Consider the following 20,150-nt stretch of genomic DNA (forward strand, 5'->3'; position numbering starts at 1 on the left):
TTGACAGAGTGAAACGGAAAGGTGTAATGATGGAACAAGATTCGAGGTCTTTAGGAGCCTTTTACGATCTTGATGACAACCTTACCTTTTGCACGCCCGCTTTCTACATAAGCTATAGCCTCATTGGTAGCTTCGAATGGAAATACCTTATCTATAACGGGGCGTATGACGCCCAAATCGATAAGAGAAGTAATTTTGCTCAATTGTCTTCCTTGTGCTCTCATGAAAAGAAAGGAAAAGCCTACGTTAAGCCGTTTAGCTTTTTTCTTCACCCCGGAGCTTAAGAGTTTCATGATCAATTGGACGTACCAGGGAGCTTTTATCTTCTTTGCAAACTCAATATCCGGTGGCCCTGAGATAGAGATGAGTTTTCCACCAGGTTTTAGCACTTGCAGCGATTTTTCGAGCGTCTTCTGGTCTTGACTATTCAACACCACGTCATAACCGTTCAACATGGTCTCGAAGTTATCTTTTTTATAATCGATCACAACATCGGCACCGAGACTTTTCACCAGGTCAATGTTGGTAGCACTGGTTGTTGTCGCTACAGTAGCTCCTAAATGTTTTGCCAGTTGAATTGCAAAAGTTCCTACACCTCCTGAGCCAGCCTGAATAAATACTTTTTGACCTTTCTTCAGATTCGCTTTTTCAATTAGCGCTTGCCATACGGTTAGCCCCACCAAAGGTATGGAAGCCGCTTCGTCCATCGTGAGTTTTTTTGGTTTGATGGCAACATCATTTTCATTGATAGAAATGAATTCTGCAAAAGCTCCGATTCGATGATCTGCCGGTCTTGCGTAAACCTCATCGCCCACTTTGAACTTGCTGACATTTGAACCAACTTTCGTGACAACTCCCGCCACATCGTGCCCCAACACAAATGGCGGTTTGTAAGGCAAAATCATTTTGAATTCACCATTTCTGATCTTGGAGTCCAACAGATTCACACCTGCTGAATGGATCTGAACCAAAATTTCAGTTTCTTTTACAACAGGTTCTGCTATTTCCGCCAGCTGCAATTTCTCCTTTTTGCCATAGCGATTAACAATAAATGCCTTCATGATATTTTTTATTTTATTTATCGTGCAGAATTTTGTTGCAACAATTTCGTATTGTTTGTAGATACACTTGCATATTGCAAGTACAAAGCTACTATTAACTTGTATATTGCAAGTGATTTTTAAGCTATTTTATGAATAAGGTCAAAAAGAGGTCAAATTGCCCTGTTAGTTGCTCTCTTGATATTTGGGGAGATAAATGGTCCCTGTTGATTGTCAGAGACCTGATGTTCGCAAAAGAATGTACCTACGGTGATTTCCTAAAGTCGGCGGAAGGAATTGCCACTAATATTTTAGCTTCCAGGTTGCTGACGCTGGAAGAAAACAAAATCATTGAAAAACTAGAACACCCGGATAGTAAAGCAAAAGTGTTATATAGATTGACTCGAAAGGGAATAGACCTGCTTCCTATAATGATTGAAATCAATTTATGGGCTGAAAAATATTTAACTATACCGGATGACAGGAAAGCGATGTTGAAAAAAGTAAAAAATGACAAGCCAAGGTTTATTAAAGCCATGACGAAGGAGTTGGAAGGCTAGTAGTATGACGCCTGCCCACAAAAAAGCCATCTAAATGTAAAATTTGATGGCTTTTAATTCAATTTAATATGTCGGGGTGAGCGGAATCGAAGCATCACTGCCTATTCAGCATTATATCCGCCTACACCTTCTTCTTCTTCCCCCCCTCACCCTGCAACCTCACCAACTGCAACGCCAGCTGATCCGAAAGCGCCACATTATCGCTAGGCCCCTCTGGAAACTGACTCGAATAAAACCCCTTTGCCGCCCAAAGCTCCAGGACATCCGTGGACGCCACAGCATATGGCGCGTACTGGCGGTTGTCTGATACCAGCAGGACTTTGCCTTCCTCGTCGTTGAAGTTAAAGACACGTTTAAAGACGATGCCTTCCTGGTTCGTGACTAATATATAGAGCTTGCCGTTTTTGATGGTGGAGACGTCCTCGACGTGTTCGCCGAAAATGATGCTGCCGGGTTGAATGGGGAGCATGGAGTCTCCCTGGATTTCGAAGGCACGGTAGGTGCGGTTGCGGTTCAGGACGGGGAGGTTGATCTTGGGCAAATCACGAACGAACTCGGGGTCCTGGTAGCCGTTGAGGTAGCCGGCGGATGCTTTTTGCATGACGAGCTCGACGTTTTCTTTACTGGTGCTATCTACGGTAATGGCGAGGACTTCTTTGCCGCGGCCGGGGCGCAGGTTCTTGCGTTCTTTTTCGGGGATCTTGCTGAGGTCCTGGCTGACGAGGGCGTCAAGGCTTACCTGGAAGATGCGCGTGAAGTCGAGCAGGGCGGGCAGCGGCGGGGTGGCACGTTCCTCTTCATAAGCACCGATGGTAGCTTGTTTGAGGCCGAGTTTTTCCGCGAGCTGTTTTTGCGTCAACCCTTTTTCAGCGCGTAAGAACTTCAGATTCTGATTTACAGTTGCCATAGTAATCTAGGGGGTAAGTATATACCGTTGGGGTGAGAAAGTGTATAAGACGTACAGGACGTTCATTTTATAGATCGATTTTACACGATATCATTGACATTCACAACGGGTTAACAAAAACCTCCCCCACCGGCGTCGCCGATGGAGGAAGGTTTTATGATGTTTCACGTCACCACAACGTAGTCACTGTTAGAAAAAAGAATATCTACAAGATGGCAAAATCAGCGTATTCTGTTTGTTTCCTACAATGATGGAACAAAGCTAAAAAAATTAGTTCACAAACAAAAATAAAACTAATATTTTTAGTTACTTCGAATCATGGATCGCAACATCATCCACTTTGACCTGGACGCTTTTTTCGTGGCGGTAGAATGTAAGAAGAACCCGTCGCTGAAAGGGCTGCCCCTGATCGTCGGCGGGAGCAGCCGTCGCGGGGTCGTGGCCGCCTGCAGTTATGAGGCGCGCCGGTTTGGTGTGCATTCCGCCATGCCCATGTACCTGGCCCTGCAACTCTGTCCCGACGCCCGGGTCATTTCCGGCGATATGGAGGCCTACAGCCAGCACTCGCATATCGTTACAGAGATTATCGCCGAAAAGGCTCCGCTGTTTGAAAAGGCGTCCATCGACGAATTCTATATAGACGCCAGCGGCATGGACCGCTATTTCGGCGCCTTTAAATGGGCGGTCGAGCTGCGTAAGCACATTATTAAGGAGAGCGGCTTACCTATCTCGTTAGGCTTGTCGGTGAATAAGCTCATTTCCAAGATCGCCACGGCAGAGTTTAAGCCGAATGCACAAAAGCAGATCCCGGCGGGTACAGAAAAGGAATTTCTGGCGCCGCTGGGTGTGGAGAAGATTCCCATGATCGGCAAACAGACCGCGAGCTTCTTATATGATATGGGCGTACGCACGGTGGCGACCCTGCGCGAGATGCCGATGAATTTTCTGATCAGCGCGTTTGGTAAGAACGGTGTTTCACTCTGGAACAAGGCCCATGGTATTGACGACTCCCCTATCGTGCCTCATAGCGAGGCGAAGTCGATCTCTACGGAATCGACGTTCGATGCGGACACCATGGACACGGCCAAGCTCAAGTCCATTCTGATTGCCATGGTCGAGAAGGTAGCCTTCCAGTTACGTGACCAGAGCAAGCTTACCTCGTGTGTCACGGTCAAGATTCGTTATACCAACTTCGACACGGAAACCAAACAAATAAAAATTCCCTATACGGCCTCTGACCACCTGTTGCTGCAGACTGTGACGGCACTGTTTGACAAACTGTATAACCGACGCATGCTGATCCGCCTGGTGGGCGTACGGCTGAGTGGCCTGCTGCATGGTAGCCATCAGATCGACCTGTTCAACGACACAGCGGCCTCGGTTAATCTATACGAGGCGATTGACTTCATCAAACACAAACACGGTGCGGAGAAGCTGATCCGGGCGACGACCCTCGACGTCAGCCGCCGGGTGCGCATGGAAATGAACATGTTCAAAGGAAAGTAATTAAACGACGAAGCGATATGAAACTCACGACAAAAACCGGTTCTATTGTAAAAGAATTATCGTTCATTATCTCTCCCCCGCCGCACATTCGCAGCGACGTCTTTGTATTAAAAGACGATGTACATTACCTCCTCGGGCATCCGTTTCCAGGCCGGTATTCGACGGCTCACATTTCTTTGTTTAAGTATAAAGATGAGCATCTGGAGGACATCATCCGGTACGTAGAGGCGAAAGCCGTCTATATGACGCCTTTCAACATTTTTGTAAAGAATCTGGCGGCATTCCACCACGGTAAGCATTACCGGACTATTTATCTCGACGTCATCAATAAGTATCCCATACGCGATATCTTCGAAAAGCTGGTGCGTGAAGATTCACATTATACACCCCACATCACCATTGCGCCGATGCTGTCACTACAGGATTTCGACAAATGCTGGCCGCACCTGGAAGACCTGCCCTACAGTCAACATTTCCTGTGTGACCGGATCACCGTGTTGGCCCGCGGCGATGGACATTGGATGCATTATCGCGACATTATGCTCGGTGAAGACTAACAGCCATCATACACGCTCATTTTTTTCTAATTCGTTACCTTTATGCTCATGAACCCGTTACAGATTCTCCAAAAACATTTCGGCTACTCGTCCTTTCGGTTGGAACAGGAAGCCATTGTCCACGCCGTCCTGGCGCAGCGCGACACACTTGTGCTGATGCCGACGGGCGGGGGCAAATCGTTGTGTTACCAGGTACCTGCGTTGTGTTTTCCTGGCCTGACCGTTGTCATTTCTCCCCTCATTGCCCTCATGAAAAACCAGGTGGATGCGTTGCGCCTGAACGGTGTGCACGCCGCCTTCCTTAACTCGACACAATCACCGGCCGAGCAAAGCGCAGTCGTCGACACCGCCCGTGCGGGCACGCTCAAGCTATTATACCTGGCGCCGGAAAGCACGTTCCTGAAAGAGCTGCCGCGCTACAACGTTAGTTTACTGGCTATCGACGAGGCTCACTGTATTTCGCATTGGGGTCATGACTTTCGGCCGGACTATCTCAACCTCGCGCAGCTGCGCACGCTGTTGCCGAAAGTGCCTGTGATTGCGTTGACGGCTACGGCCGATCGCCAGACGCGAAAAGATATTGTCGACAAGCTTTCGTTGCGCGACCCGGCGATGTTTGTGTCGAGCTTTAACCGCGCTAACATCCGGTATACGGTGGAGCCCAAACGCCAAAGCGGCGAGCGACTGGTCGAGTTTCTCCGTTCGCGGCGCGACGACTCGGGGGTAATCTATTGCATGTCGCGGAGTAGCACCGAAGAAGTTGCCGCCTTTCTGACACGGGAAGGTTTTGATGCCCTGCCCTACCACGCCGGGCTGGACCGCACACTACGGAGTAAACACCAGGATTTATTCCTGCGGGATGAGGTCAAGATCATCGTCGCGACGATTGCGTTTGGTATGGGAATCGACAAGTCGAATGTGCGCTTTGTGGTACACATGGACCTGCCCAAAAGCGTTGAAGGGTATTACCAGGAAACGGGCCGGGCCGGTCGCGATGGTCTGGACAGTGAAGCATTATTGTTCTTCTCGTACGGCGATGTGATCAAGATCAAACGGTTGGCCCAGGTGCCCGGCAATGAGGCACAAACCGAGATTGCCTTCCGCAAGCTTGAACAGATGGCGGAGTATGGTGATCTGCGCTCTTGTCGGCGCCGGTATCTGCTGCAATATTTTGACGAGACCGCGCCGCAGCATTGCGGAAATTGTGATATCTGCCTGGCGGAGCATGAGCTGGTAGACGCTACCATTCTCTCCAAAAAAGTGCTGTCTGCGGTAACCCGGCTGCAAGGGCGCTTTGGCGCCGGGTATGTCATCGACTTTCTGCGGGGCTCGCAGGCTGCCCGTATTCAAGAGTTTCATAAGAAGCTGCCGACGTACGGCATCGGTGCGGATGTGAGTAAAGATGATTGGCAGGATGTCATTCGGGAGCTGATCGACCAGGGCTACCTGGCTAAGGCGGAAGGGCAATACCCTCTCCTGCAACTCACCGACCGCAGTGACGACGTACTGCGACGCGCGAGTACGGTATTGCTACGGAAGGCATTGGCACGGCCGGCCGAGCGTGAATCCGCTGCGGTAGAAGAGGCTGCGCCCGCGTACGATACGTCCTTGTTCCAGCAGTTGAAAGACTTGCGTCGTCAACTGGCTGCGGCTGACAATGTACCGGCCTATATTGTTCTGTCGGATGCGACGTTGCAAGAGCTTGCCTCCTATCTGCCACATGGCCGCGAAGAGTTCAGTCGTATCTCAGGTTTTGGTCAGCAAAAGCTGGAGCGCTATGCGGACACGTTTGGCGAGATCATTACCTCGTTTTGTGCACGGCAGGGCCTTACCTCACGCATACACCTCAAGACCCGTAAGCCAAAGCGCAAGGACGCGACCGACCGCGACAACGACACGAAACAGCAGACGCTGGAGCTATTCAATAAGGGCTATTCCATTGAGGCTATTGCCGCAACGCGTGAATTGAGTCCCGTCACCATTGAAGGCCACCTCGCGTTTTATGTACAGCAAAGACGGATACCTGTCGAATCATTAGTAGACGTTACCAGGCTTCCGACTATTCGGGCGGCGATCACGCAGAGCGGTGGCCTGATGCTGACGCCTATCAAAGACATTCTGGGTGATGCCTACAGCTACCGCGAGATACGCATGGTAGTCGCCGCGCAGAGCGGACGTTCCTAGCATGTATCTTAATTGTCACACGGCTTTTAGTTTTCGATACGGCACGTTGACGGTACAGAAGCTGTTTGACGAAGCGCGGCGATGTGGTGTTCACAAGCTGATACTGACGGAGATCAACAATACGGCTTCGTATCTGGAGATGCTGCGCCTGTGTCATGAGCATCGGCCTGGTGTCGATGGGTTAACGCTGTATGGGAAAGAGTCCTATGTGCTGGATGTTGCCGTCGGCGTGGAATGTCGCGGAGACGATAATGCGCTACTCTATATCGCCATCGCCCGGAATAACGCAGGTTTTGAAGAGCTCAACCGGTTCCTGTCCCGATACAACCGGGAGCACAAGGCGTTGCCGGATCGAGCACCGGTATTTGATCAGGTAGTCATTATATATCCCCTTGGGCGTTGCGCGCCGGAGGTGTTGCGGCCACATGAATATATCGGGGTACGCCCGCAGGATCTGGGTCCACTGACGTTGTATACATCGTACCACGAGTATAGAGATCGGTTTGTTGCGCTACACCCGGTGACGTTTGCCAGCAAGACCGACTTTAACATGCATCGCTTGCTACGGGCGATGGCCAACAATACATTGCTGAGCAAGCTGCCTAAATCACAGGAAGCTCAACCCGACGAGATTATGTTGCCGCCGTCGGAACTACAGCAGCGGTATGCGCGCTTTCCGGAGCTGGTCGCGAATGCCGAAACCGTGATGGCGCAATGCTCGCTCGATTTGCTGCCCGGCGGTGATCAGAATAAAAAACACGTGCGCGGCAGTCGGGCCGCCGATCTCGCGTACCTGACCGAAGAGACCTGGAAGGGATTTACACGGCGGTATGCGCATACGGACAAGGCTGTTGTACGTACGCGGATCGAGAAAGAGCTCGACATTATTAATAAAAAGGCCTTCGCTTCGTATTACCTGATTGCCTACGAGCTGACCCAATACGCGACACAACGCGGCTATGATTATGTAGGTCGCGGCAGTGGCGCGAACAGCGTGGTGGCGTATTGTTTAGGAATTACCAATGTCGATCCGATCAAACTCGATCTTTACTTTGAGCGGTTCCTGAACGAAGAGCGCTCGTCGCCACCGGACTTCGACCTGGATTTTTCGTGGGACAACCGTGACGAGATTTACCAGCATCTCTTTGACCTCTATGGCGAGCAGCACGTCTGCTTACTGGGCACGCACGTGACCTATCAGCGGCGATCGCTGTTGCGGGAGCTGGGCAAGGTCTTTGGCTTGCCGAAGGACGAGATTGAAGCACTGGCGGACAGCAGTGAATATATACCCGATCGCGAGGACATTGCGCCGCTGATCTTGCGGTATGCCGAGCGCATGAAGGACTTGCCTTCGAACATGTCGATTCACGCGGGCGGCGTGCTAATCACCGAAGAGCCGATCTACCGGTTTACAACGCTCGAGTTCCCGCCGAAAGGGCTGCCCGTGTCGCATTTCGAAATGCACAACGCGGAAGACTTCGGCATCTTTAAGTTCGACATTCTCAGCCAGCGTGGTCTGGGCCATCTCAAAGAAACCGTGCGGCACGTCAAACGCAACCAGGGCGAGCACGTGGACATTCACCAATTCGAGGCCTTTACGCAGGACGAAGGTATCAAAGACCTGATGCGTACCGGGCGGACGATGGGTTGCTTTTACGTTGAGTCGCCTGCTATGCGGATGCTGCTGGGCAAGCTGCGCTGCGATGATTACTTGACGTTGGTAGCCGCCAGCTCGATCATCCGGCCGGGAGTTGCCAGCTCGGGGATGATGCGCACCTACCTGGAACGTTTTCACGCGGCGCGGCGTGGTGAGTCGTATGCGTCAATTCACCCGATGATGGATGAGTTAATGCGTGATACGTTTGGGGTGATGATCTACCAGGAGGACGTGATCAAGGTGGCGCACCACTTCGCGAAGCTTACGCTGACGGAAGCCGATGTGCTGCGGCGGGGTATGTCGGGGAAGTATCGTTCGCGTGAAGAATTTCAGCGTGTAGCCGACAGATTCTATACATCCTGTCGCGCTCAAGGGTATGACGAGGCGGTGATCAAGCGGGTGTGGTATGAGATTGAGAGCTTCTCGGGCTATTCGTTTGCAAAGGGACACTCGGCGAGTTATGCGGTGGAGAGCTATCAAAGTCTTTTCCTCAAGGCGCATTACCCGCTGGAGTTTATGGTCGGGGTCATTAATAACTTTGGGGGCTTCTATAAGACCGAATTTTATTTTCATGAGGCGCGTATGCTGGGCGGGCAAATCTCGCCCCCTTGCGTGAACCATAGTGAATACCTGACGACAATTGAAGGGCGTGCGCTATACATCGGGTTTGTGCATGTCAAGAGCCTGGAGGAAAGGATTGCGCGGGAGATCTCCGTCGAACGGGCGCGCCAGGGCGCGTATACCAGCCTGGATAATTTCTTACGACGTCTGCCGCTGGGGTTGGAGCAAGTGCGGGTGTTGATCCGGATGGGCGCGTTTCGGTTCACGGGTAAGACTAAACCGCAGCTGTTGTGGGAGGCAATGTTGTTTTTCGGGCAGTCGCGGACGAAGCAACCGGCGGGGATGCAGACCTTGTTTGATACGGCGCCGAAAGAGTATCCGCTGCCCACGCTGCAGCGGAACGCACAGGAGGATGCGTTTGATGAGATCGAGCTGTTGGGGTTCCCCTTGTGTGATCCGTTTCAATTGGTTTCGGGTGGGCATGTGGCAGATACTGCGGCACGGGAGCTTGTTGATTGTGTTGGGAAGCGGGCGTCGATTTTAGGGTATGTTGTGACGACGAAGACTGCCTGGACGCAGAAGCATGAGATGATGTACTTCGGGACGTTTTATGACCGATATGGCGAGGTGTTTGACACGGTGCATTTCCCAATTGTAGCGAAGCAGTTTCCGTTTCGCGGGCGGGGGTTTTATTACATCGAGGGAAAGGTGGTGGAAGATTTTGGGGCACCGATGATTGAGGTGCATGGATTTGAGAAGATACCAATGATTGATAAACGGGCGGAGTTGCCGGAATTGCCGGTCGGAATAGCGGGAAGGTACTGAAAATTATCTACAAAACGCACGAAACCGTAGCCGGAATCGGAATCGCATTCGTTTGCGATTTTATAAATAAAGTTGCGCAAACGTTGCGGAGAATCCCCGAAGAGTTTTTAAACTTGTGGTATGAAGTACAATCAGGTTACCATTAAGGACATTGCCCGCGAGCTGGGCATATCTCCTTCGACTGTTTCCAGGGCGTTGAAAGATCACCCGGACATTAGCCCGGAGACGAAAAAAGCTGTCAACGAGCTGGCCGAGAAACTGAATTATCAACCCAACATAGTCGCGCTAAGCCTGCGCCAAAGTAAGACCAATACACTCGGGGTCGTCATCCCAGAGATTGTTCACTTTTTCTTCTCGACCGTCATTAGCGGTATTGAAGATGTGGCCTATAGCGCCGGGTACAACATCATCATCACCCAGTCAAACGAGTCACTGCAGCGTGAGAAGACCGACATCAAGGCGTTGTTCAACAGCCGTGTAGACGGTATGCTGATCTCGCTGTCGCGCGAGACAAACAGCTTCGAGCACATTGACGCTATGATGGCGAAAGGTGTGCCGATGGTGTTCTTTGACCGCGTATACGACTCCGCTAATTCCAGCAAAGTGATCGTGGACGACTTGAGCGGCGCCAAAGAGGCTACCCTGCACCTGATCGAGCAAGGCTGCAAGCGCATTGCGCACTTAGAAGGACCTCCAAACCTTGACATTACCAAGCAGCGTCTGCAAGGCTTCCGTGAAGCGTTGGCCGAGCACAACCTGCCCGTACACGAGGATCTGATCGTAAGCTGCCCGCAAGGTACCATTGAAGAGGGTAAAGCTGCGGCTGAGAAGCTGTTGAAGATGGCGAATCCACCGGATGCGATCTTTGCTACGAACGACCCCGCTGCGATGGGTGCCATGCAGACTATCAAAGAAGCCGGTCTGAAAATACCGCAAGACATTGCGGTGGTAGGTTTCAGCAACTGGTTCTTTAGCTCCCTGATGGATCCGCCGCTGACATCAGTCGACCAACCTGGTTTTGAAATGGGTCAGGAAGCAGCGAAGCTGCTGATCCGTCAGATCGAGGTGAAGTCGAAAGAACATATTGATCCTACACCGGAGACGAAGATTCTCAAGACACGTTTGATCGTGCGGGATTCTTCGCTGAAGTCGGGCAAGAAGAAATAAGTCTTTTGAGTTTTTGAAGTTTAGGGAAGCCGCCTGAAAGGGCGGCTTTTTTTATTGCGGCTCATCGATACCAGGAGGATCAAGTGTGGTGGTGGCGGGCTGTGAGTCTGCTTTTTTATGCCATTTCAGCCGGTTGCGGGATTGCGGCTAACCAGTTACCGCAATCGATTTCTGTTTTTTAGTGCGCCACTAGCGTAGGTTTAATGGCTTGAATTCTTGTTACTTGATATGTAATCGCCACAAACACATGACCCTTAAGATCAATCGTACGCTCAATCAGAGCTTGGGAAATATTACTTCGTGGCAGCGTGAGGCTGCCGGCGTTCAGGGAGAAACCAGTTACGGTGCATTCCGTGTGCAGTGCTACAACGACCACATTGCGCGCATCAGTGTAACGCGCGACGAAGCGTTTGAAGATTTTTCATATGCTGTTGTCGCTTCACCACAAGGCGCTCCTACCCTGACGGAGCTATCAGGTTTTTTGGAATTGCGCACAAATGCTTTTGTGTTGAAGATCAGTACGGCGCCAGTGCGCTTTAGTTTTTATACTCTGCAGGGACAACCGATCAATGAGGACGATGCCGCCTTTGGCACCAGCTGGAACGGGGAACAAGTTACCACGTACAAGAAGATACAGGCGGGTGAGCGCTTTATCGGCCTGGGCGAAAAGACGGGACCACTCGACCGCAAAGGGCAAGGGTATCAGAACTGGGCGACGGATAGCTTTGCTTATTCACCCGGGCAGGATCCGCTATATTGCTCTATTCCTTTTTACATCGGCGTACACAACGGTGTGGCCTATGGTATTTTCTTCGATAACAGCTTTAAGTCGTTCTTCAACTTTGGTGCGTCGAACGATCGCTTTGCAAGCTTTTATGCCGACGCCGGTGAGATGAATTATTATTTCATTCACGGAAGCTCTGTCGCCGAAATCATTCGCCAGTATACGCACCTGACGGGCCGAATGGAGATGCCGCCGCTGTGGAGTATTGGTTATCAGCAATGCCGCTATAGTTATTATCCCGATAAAGAAGTATTGAACCTGGCACGAACATTTCGCGAAAAGGATATTCCGGCGGATACGATCGTGTTCGACATTCACTACATGGACCAGTATAAGATCTTTACCTGGAACAACCGCGACTTCGCAGACCCCGCGATCCTGCTGACACAGCTGCGCGACATGGGCTTTCACGTGGTCGTGATGTGCGACCCGGGTATCAAGGTTGAAGAGGGTTATGCCACGTACGACGCAGGCATGCGGGAGAATATCTTTATTCAATACCCCGACGGCACGCCATACACCGGGCAGGTATGGCCGGGGTGGTGTCACTTCCCGGACTTCTCCAACCCGCGGGCGCGCACCTGGTGGCAAGAGCAGTTCAAGGAATATGTGGCATTGGGGATCGATGGCTTCTGGAACGACATGAACGAAATCGCCACCTGGGGCCAGATGTTGCCCGAGCTGATGACGATGGATTTTGAAGGTCAGCAAGCAACGATGCGCCGCGGCCGAAACTTATACGGCTTCCTGATGGCCCGCAGTACGTACGAAGGTACCAAGGCCCTGCTGGGGGGACGGCGGCCGTTTAACCTGACCCGGTCGGGCTACTCGGGCGTGCAGCGCTATGCGGCCGTCTGGACGGGCGACAATGTGGCGTACGACGAGCACATGCTTTTGGGGGTGCGACTCGTGAACAGCATGGGGCTGTCGGGGATCGCCTTTGCGGGATACGATGTCGGTGGCTTTGTGGGCGATGCCAACTCGAAGCTGTTTGCACGCTGGGTATCGATCGGTACTTTCTCTCCGTTCTTCCGCGGCCACTCGATGATCAACAGCCGTGACTCCGAACCGTGGGCCTACGGTGAAGAGGTGGAACAGATCTCGCGCAATTATATTAAGTTGCGTTACCAACTCCTGCCCTATTTGTATTCGCTCTTTCACGAAGCCAGCGAAACGGGCATGCCGGTGCAGCGCTCGCTGGCGATTGACTATACCCACGACCGGAAGGTGTACGACGGCCAGTTTCACAATCAATACCTCCTGGGGCCATCGCTGCTGATTGCGCCGGCTGAAAGCACGAAAGAATTTATCAAAGTGTATTTGCCAGAAGGCGATTGGTATACGCTTTATACCGGCCATAAACACACGGGGCACGCGGAAGTGATTACCGAGTGTCCGGTACACCGGCTGCCGGTGTTTGTGAAGGCGGGGGCACTTCTTCCGCTGAAACCTGCCGCGCCTAATACGCAGGTGGTGAGCGAGCTGCTGATTCTGCACCTCTACACCGGCAAGCAGAACTCGACGTTTGTTTACTACGAAGACGACGGCGCGACGTTCGAATACCAATCCGGTATATATGCCCGGCGACAACTGGCGTACTACGCCGCGGCGCGCAAGCTGGTGGTGGGCACTACGGAGGGCACATACGTTTCGCCGGTGAAGAAGCTCAAGATTGTGTGGCACGGATTGGATGAGCATCCGACAGAGGCGTTGGTCCAGGGCGACCCGGTGGTGATCCATCCCGACGTGAGCCAGTTCCTGGCGGCGTTGGAGAAGTTCGACCCGTTCTTCGATCCTGAACCGGCCCCTCAGGAGGCAGTGTACAGCGCGGAGATCGCCTATACCGCCGGCGAGATCGTGGTCCAGTGGTAATACGCGGCTTGATAGTCTCTTCGTTTTTCGACACATTCGTGGATTCAATCGTTTGAACTTCGCCTGATGCAACCTACCGCCCCCCCTTCCAAACCCCGTTTGTCGTTCTGGCAGATCTGGAACATGAGCTTTGGTTTTTTTGGTATCCAATTTGGTTTTGCCTTGCAGAATGGCAATGCTTCCCGCATCCTCGGCATCTTCGGCGCCGATGTGGAGCACCTGTCGTGGTTCTGGCTGGCGGCGCCGTTGACGGGCATGATCGTGCAGCCCATCATTGGTTATTATTCCGACCGTACCTGGACGCGGCTGGGACGCCGCCGTCCGTACTTCCTGGCCGGTGCGGTAGCGGCATCGGTAGCGATGTTGTTTATGCCAAATGCCGATATACTGGTGCATGCATTACCAACCCTCTACGCTGCGGCAGGCATTCTAATGATCATGGATGCTTCCTTTAATGTGGCCATGGAGCCGTTCCGCGCGTTGGTAGCCGACTTGCTGCCTTCCGACCAACGTACGCTTGGTTTTTCCATTCAGACCTGCCTCATCGGCATAGGTGCGGTGATTGGATCGTTCCTGCCGTCTATTCTTTCGTCGTTTCTTGGGTTTGATGAAGCACTGCCCAAGGGTGAGGTGCCATTTTATCTTTCACTTTCATTTTACATTGGCGGCGCCGTGTTTTTGTCGGCCATTTTGTGGACTGTATTCACGACGCGGGAGTCACCGTATCAACATCACGACACCGCCGAGGGACAGGGCCACGGCCTACGCCAGATTGCCGCCGATTTTGCCGCGATGCCGCGCACGATGCGGCAGCTCGGCCTAGTACAATTCTTCTCCTGGTTTGCGCTATTCTCCATGTGGGTATTTAGTACACCAGCCATTGCGACACACGTGTATGGGCTGGCCGCCAGCGACACATCGTCGGTAGCGTACCAACGTGCGGGCAACTGGGTAAGCTCATTGTTTGGTATTTACAATGGTGTGTCGGCCGTATATGCTTTGCTCCTGCCCTACCTGGCGTTTAAGCTGGGCCGTCGCACCACGCACGCGGTCTCCCTGATGGCGGGTGGTCTGGGGCTTATTTCCATCTATTTCATTCACGATCCTGCATGGCTGGTAATATCCATGGTGGGGGTCGGTATTGCGTGGGCCAGCATTCTGGCGATGCCGTATGCCATCCTGGGTGGTGCGCTGCCGGCGCATAAGATGGGGCTCTACATGGGCATCTTCAACTTCTTCATTACACTGCCCCAAATCGTTAATGGCGTTATCGGCGGCCCGGTGGTGAAATACCTGTATGCCTCGCAGGCCATCTACGCGTTGGTGACGGCGGGCGTCTTCATGCTGCTGGGTGCGGTCTCTGCGCGATTTATTGACGACTCTGAGGATCGTGCGCATCTGCCCGCATAAAAGTATGCATGCAGCGGTTCATCCCCGCTAAAGCGATCTAAAAGGTGTTTTTCCGGGTCAAAAATTACATATCTCCGTATGACCGACGTGGTACACCTGTTTACTTTTTCGTGCCCGGCTGATTAACTTTGGTCTATTATTTGACTGACCTCTCTTATACCTACCATTTTATGCAAACCGGACGTTTACGTTTTCACGCCTGCCTGACGGTAGGCAGGTTCATTCTTCTCTTTATCGCGCTTGTTTATCTCTCGTCTTGCGGCTCTGCCAAGAAGTCGTACGAGCGCGGCGACTATTACGGCGCCGTAATGAAGGCTGTGAACAAGTTGCGCGGCAACCCTGATCACTCCAAGACGCTCGACGCGCTGAAGAATGCCTACCCGCTGGCGGTCGAGCAATTCCAGACGCAGGCCAAAAACGAGATCGCCTCGAATGCGGCCTTTAAGTGGAAGAACTCCATCCAGTATTACAACTCTATCAACCAGATGTACGAGGCCATCCGTGCGTGCCCCGGTTGTATGAAGGCTGTCAAGAACCCGGTGAACGTCTATTCGGAGATTGGCCCCCTAAAAGAAAAGGCTGCGGAAGAGAGCTACAACGCTGGCATAGACGCCCTCATGAAGGGTAACCGAAACGAAGCGAAGAAGGCGTATTACAGCTTTGCGGATGCCCAGAGTTTTGTGCCAGGCTACAAGGACGTGGTGGAGTACCTCGACAAAGCCAAAGAGGAAGCGACGCTGATCGTGGTGCTGGAGCAAATCCCGGTGCCGGCGCGTTACAACCTGAGTGGTGGTTTCTTCCAGGACAAGGTTGAGGAGTTTGTACGCTCCAACTATACAGAACAAACCTTTATCCGCTTCTATACTCCCGAGGAGATGAAGACGATTCGCCTGAAGCGCATTGACCAGATCGTGCGTGTACAGTTCGACGACTTCTCGGTAGGCAATTCGAATATGAAGGAGAAGGAAGAGACTTTCTCCAAAGACAGCGTGAAAGTCGGAGAGGCCAAAGTGGCGGGCAAGACCGTGCCTGTGTATAACACAGTGAAGGCCAAATACACGACCTACCGCAAGGAGATTGTTTCCTCGGGGCTGCTCAGCATGGTTGTGATGGACGGCAAGACCAACGGTGTGTTGGCACACCGGAAGTTCAACGGTGAGTATGTGTGGGTAAGCCAGTGGGCACGCTTTAACGGCGACGACCGCGCCCTGACGAGCCAGCAGATTGCCCTCACCAAACAACGCGAGCAACAACCGCCGGTGGCCCAGGACCTGTTCCTGGAGTTCACCAAGCCGATCTATAATCAACTGATCCCGGCCATTAAGGGATTCTATCAGAATTACTAACGCTGTCACTGGCGTATAGTCCTTTGCCTGGACTCTCGTTTTTCTGAAAACGGGAATCCAGGCAAACCATTTTTACCGTATTTAGGTTTTTATGACTAAACACGGACTCCTATGAAATTCGGATTATGGGCAACAATCCTGGCACTGCTGGTCGCCGGGAGCTCCTGCGGACAAAAGCAAAAACAAGCAACAACGATGACAAATAAACCTGTAAAAGAAGGCCTCGCGGTAGCAACCTTTGGGAACGGTTGTTTCTGGTGTACAGAAGCGGTCTTTCAAAACGTGGAGGGTGTCGAATTGGTAGAATCCGGCTACTCGGGTGGCCACGTAAAGAACCCTACCTACAAAGAAGTGTGTACCGGGCAGACGGGCCATGCGGAAGTAATCCATGTACATTACGACCCCGCGAAGATTAGCTACGACGAATTACTGGAAGTGTTCTGGAAGACGCACGATCCCACGACGCTTAACCGTCAGGGTGCCGATGAGGGTACGCAGTATCGTTCGGCGATCTTCTATCACAACGATGAGCAGAAGCAACTGGCTGAGAAGTATAAACAAGCGCTGGATAAATCCGGTGCGTTCACTGCACCGATCGTCACTGAGATTGTACCGTTCGAAGTATTTTATAAAGCAGAAGACTACCATCAGAACTATTACAACCTGAATGGCAGTGCACCCTACTGCTCGTTCGTTATCCAACCCAAGGTGGAGAAGTTCAAGAAGGTGTTTAAAGACAAGCTGAAAAAATCTTAATTTTTTTTACTCCTAATGAAACCCCACACTACGGTCTCCGTTAGTATACAGTGAGTAGAGTAATTCTTCTCATAGGTTTAGGTTTAGGTAAAACAAAAGAGCCCAGAGACGCTGGGCTCTTTTGCATTTATATACTTCTCATTCTTCTGTCATACATCATCTGTATATACCATCTATTGGGCCTTTCATACACTTTACCGAAGAATGTACTGAATCATCTACACTACACCCTATACACATGCCGATGTCAACGCTTGCTGCTTAGGCATGATTTTCGTCTTGTTTTGGCGATTGAGCGGGGCTGATGTGTATACCTGATTTTACCGGTATCGTTGCCGCTACGTTTCAAACGTAGTGGCTATCTGCTAAAAGCAGAAGCCCGAAGCTCTTGGTAGAACTCCGGGCTTCCGGGGGCCGCCTGACGGTTGTCAGGCTCATATCTCTTACTTCAGTTCGTAGGCAATCTCCATGATCTTTACGACCTCGCCTGAGCGGTTCTTGATTGGCGAGAAAGCTGAACGGACGTTGATCAGCTCACCTTTCCGGTTCTGGCGTTTGAATAGTCCCTTCTTGGGGTATCCATTGGCCAGATCTCTCCAGAACTGACGGTATTCTTCGCTGTTCTTTTCTTCTTTGGAGGCCAGGACACGGTGGTGCTCGCCCAATACTTCGTCTTGCGTGTATCCAAAGAGCTCCAGGAAATTGCTGTTAGTTTTCACGATCGTACCATCGGGGTTGTACTCGGACACGGCCAGGGAACTGTGAATGGCGTTGAGTGTGCTTTCGGTCTCACCTTGGCTGCGCTGCATTTCTTCCTGTGTAGCTTGCAGCTCTTCCATGTTCTGACGCATTTCTTCTTCCTGTGCACGCATTTGCTCGGTCATCTCCTGCGATTCTTCCAGCAGGCGCTGGGTGCGGGCGTTGACCTTTACAGAGGAAATGGTGGACGCAATGCTTTCTGCGATCTTCTGGACAAACTCGATCTCGAAGTCCTGAAACTCGCCAAACGAAGCGATCTCTACGACACCGAAAATCTGGTCGTTTACTTTCAGGGGCACGATCAGTACGGCCGTGGGGTTTGCATCACCCAGACCCGATACGATGCGTACGTAATTCTGAGGCACCTCTGTGAGGTACACGGTGTCCCCCTCCTGCCATGCCTGACCGGCGAGGCCTTCACCACGGTGAATCTTGTGGTTGAGGTATTTCTTCTTGTCCCAGGCGTAGCACGCTTTCATGGACATGGTCGTCTCTTCGTCGGCCGCGGCGTCGTCTACAATATAAAGTGCGCCCTGATTGGCTTTGAGGTATTTTACCAGGTTGCCGATGATCTCGTCGGCCAGCTTGTTTAGGTCGGTGTTATTGGTCCGGAGGATCTCACCAAACTTGGCTTGCCCTTCGGTTGCCCAGTTACGCTTCTTATCATCGTCGGCTACCTTCGAGAGGTTATCGCGCATGTTGATCAGGGCGTTACCCAGTACGTCGTGCTCGCTCAGGGGCTGAAATTCCATCTGGTAGTTTCCGTTACCGATGTTTTCGGCAAAGAGACTGGTGGATTTTAATCCTGTTACGAGGTTATCCATGGCCACGGCCATTTCGCCGATCTCGTCGTTGCTGACGTTGGCTTGTTTGTCTTCTACCAGTTCACCGCGGCCGAGCTTCACGACCACGTTCTTGAGGAAGTTCACCGGACGGGTAATGGCGCGCATGAGGAAGATGGCGCTCAGCAAACCGATGATGATGATACCGGCCCCCAGGATAAGTGTGTAATTTTGCAGGCTGCTGATGGACGTCAGTACGTTGTCGTTCGACTCCGTCGTCACCTCGCTTTGGATCGCGGCGATCTTCTCGAGGCGTCGGATCAGGTCGGTACTACGGGGGATGATCTGGCTTTCAATAACATCTTCTGCCAGCAGCTTGGTGATTGGATCTTCGTAGTTTTCGAACGACTGGAGGGGCGCCATGATGGATTCCTGCTGAATCTTGATTAAGGAATCGAACTTTACGAACACGGTGTCCATTGACAGCCGCTGCTCTTCCGACTCCCATTGTGGTACAAGTTTTTCAAAGCGATTCTGTAAAACCGGATAGTCTGTCTTTTGCAATTTTTTAAGGGCATCCTTATCTTCCTGGTTGGTCTGGAGATACACCCAGTTCGTTGCCAGCATTTTGGCACGTGTTACCAATAGGATAAAATCCTGAATAGCATCCTGTGACGGGCGATAGTTTTCACTGGAGCTGTTAACAACACGATCAATGAATTTACCCTTCCAAAAAATGATGGCGCCATTGACAATGAACAGCGCGATCAGGATGATGAAACCACCGAGTATCTTGTTGCCGATGGTTAATCGAAGACGCAACTTCTTCTGTTCTTTTTCTTCCATAGGTTAGTTTAGATCATGATGCCCAGCCGGGTCAGCTCGTTGCTGACCTTTAAGTTTTGCCTATTTACTGCCGCCTGGTTTAGTTCGAAAGCCAATTTACCATCTTTAACGATAAAGTTTATGTCGCTGCCTTTAACGCCAAGCCCCGGCTCTTCGGTCACGATGAGGATCGGCTGGGAGGCGACTTTGGCCAACACGTTATCGATCATCGTCGACTTGTGCGACGGCACGTAGAGGATGTGGCACCGGCGAATCTCGCCCGGGCTACTGATCCTGGTCACCTTGATGGTGCGATCACCTCCTACTTTTTTAGCGGCTGCCATGTTCTTAAGCTCGTCGTAGATGGGCGAGTCGCCCAGCACCAGGATTTCAAAGTCGCCCTGGTTGTAGGCATCCGGCCATTGTACGTAGCGTGTGAAGCTGTAAATGAAAACGGATTGGAACTTGTGTGTTTGAGTGAATCCCGGCAGAAAGGCAAAAAAGAAGAGTAGAGTGGATAGAGTCTTTCTCATGCTTTGGTAAGTATACTGCTTCTTTGATATGCTTGCAAAAATATGCCCGTTCATAATCTAAAATGTTTAAAATTTCGCTGATTTCTAACGTCTGGTGGGTATTGCAAGAAGTTAGTCAA

General features: G+C 51.6%; 14 protein-coding genes. 10 read left to right on the forward strand and 4 right to left on the reverse strand.

Annotated elements, in window-relative coordinates:
- Positions 1–50: 50 nt before the first annotated feature.
- Entirely contained in the window at positions 51–1,061 is a 1,011-nt protein-coding gene (locus K7P01_RS29520; RefSeq protein WP_267298197.1) for an NADP-dependent oxidoreductase, read from the reverse strand.
- A 131-nt stretch (positions 1,062–1,192) separates the two neighbouring features.
- Here K7P01_RS29520 and K7P01_RS29525 point away from each other — a divergent pair, with 131 nt between their 5' ends.
- Positions 1,193–1,600, forward strand: a complete 408-nt coding sequence (locus K7P01_RS29525; protein WP_267298198.1) for a winged helix-turn-helix transcriptional regulator — start codon at positions 1,193–1,195, stop codon at positions 1,598–1,600.
- Between the two features lie 121 nt (positions 1,601–1,721).
- On the opposite strand, the gene K7P01_RS29530 is transcribed toward K7P01_RS29525, so the two are convergent.
- On the reverse strand, positions 1,722–2,507 hold the full coding sequence (locus K7P01_RS29530) for an XRE family transcriptional regulator (RefSeq protein WP_267298199.1): 786 nt from the start codon (positions 2,505–2,507) through the stop codon (positions 1,722–1,724).
- Positions 2,508–2,825: 318 nt separating this feature from the next.
- Here K7P01_RS29530 and dinB point away from each other — a divergent pair, with 318 nt between their 5' ends.
- The 9 genes from dinB (at position 2,826) to msrA (ending at position 17,132) form a co-directional block, all read left to right on the forward strand.
- Positions 2,826–4,013 (forward strand): DNA polymerase IV, encoded by a 1,188-nt coding sequence (dinB, locus tag K7P01_RS29535; RefSeq protein WP_267298200.1) that lies wholly within the window; start codon positions 2,826–2,828, stop codon positions 4,011–4,013.
- Between the two features lie 17 nt (positions 4,014–4,030).
- Entirely contained in the window at positions 4,031–4,570 is a 540-nt protein-coding gene (locus K7P01_RS29540; RefSeq protein WP_267298201.1) for a 2'-5' RNA ligase family protein, read from the forward strand.
- A gap of 48 nt (positions 4,571–4,618) precedes the next feature.
- Positions 4,619–6,754, forward strand: a complete 2,136-nt coding sequence (recQ, locus tag K7P01_RS29545) for a DNA helicase RecQ (RefSeq protein ID WP_267298202.1) — start codon at positions 4,619–4,621, stop codon at positions 6,752–6,754.
- A gap of 1 nt (position 6,755) precedes the next feature.
- Entirely contained in the window at positions 6,756–9,797 is a 3,042-nt protein-coding gene (locus K7P01_RS29550) for a DNA polymerase III subunit alpha (protein ID WP_267298203.1), read from the forward strand.
- 120 nt (positions 9,798–9,917) lie between these two features.
- A complete protein-coding gene (locus tag K7P01_RS29555; protein WP_267298204.1) occupies positions 9,918–10,964 on the forward strand; it encodes a LacI family DNA-binding transcriptional regulator in 1,047 nt (348 codons plus the stop codon).
- A 247-nt stretch (positions 10,965–11,211) separates the two neighbouring features.
- A complete protein-coding gene (locus K7P01_RS29560) occupies positions 11,212–13,620 on the forward strand; it encodes a glycoside hydrolase family 31 protein (protein ID WP_267298205.1) in 2,409 nt (802 codons plus the stop codon).
- A 66-nt stretch (positions 13,621–13,686) separates the two neighbouring features.
- Entirely contained in the window at positions 13,687–15,030 is a 1,344-nt protein-coding gene (locus tag K7P01_RS29565; RefSeq protein WP_267298206.1) for an MFS transporter, read from the forward strand.
- 170 nt (positions 15,031–15,200) lie between these two features.
- Positions 15,201–16,376, forward strand: coding sequence for a hypothetical protein (locus K7P01_RS29570; protein ID WP_267298207.1), 1,176 nt, complete (start codon positions 15,201–15,203; stop codon positions 16,374–16,376).
- A 111-nt stretch (positions 16,377–16,487) separates the two neighbouring features.
- Entirely contained in the window at positions 16,488–17,132 is a 645-nt protein-coding gene (msrA, locus tag K7P01_RS29575) for a peptide-methionine (S)-S-oxide reductase MsrA (RefSeq protein ID WP_267298208.1), read from the forward strand.
- Between the two features lie 443 nt (positions 17,133–17,575).
- On the opposite strand, the gene K7P01_RS29580 is transcribed toward msrA, so the two are convergent.
- Both K7P01_RS29580 and K7P01_RS29585 read right to left on the reverse strand, forming a co-directional pair.
- Positions 17,576–19,519, reverse strand: a complete 1,944-nt coding sequence (locus tag K7P01_RS29580) for a GAF domain-containing protein (RefSeq protein WP_267298209.1) — start codon at positions 19,517–19,519, stop codon at positions 17,576–17,578.
- Positions 19,520–19,527: 8 nt separating this feature from the next.
- Entirely contained in the window at positions 19,528–20,031 is a 504-nt protein-coding gene (locus tag K7P01_RS29585; RefSeq protein ID WP_267298210.1) for a YfiR family protein, read from the reverse strand.
- Positions 20,032–20,150: the final 119 nt, after the last annotated feature.

The sequence above is a fragment of the Parachryseolinea silvisoli genome (genome assembly GCF_021190955.1).
In the GTDB taxonomy this organism is placed as follows: domain Bacteria; phylum Bacteroidota; class Bacteroidia; order Cytophagales; family Cyclobacteriaceae; genus Ohtaekwangia; species Ohtaekwangia silvisoli.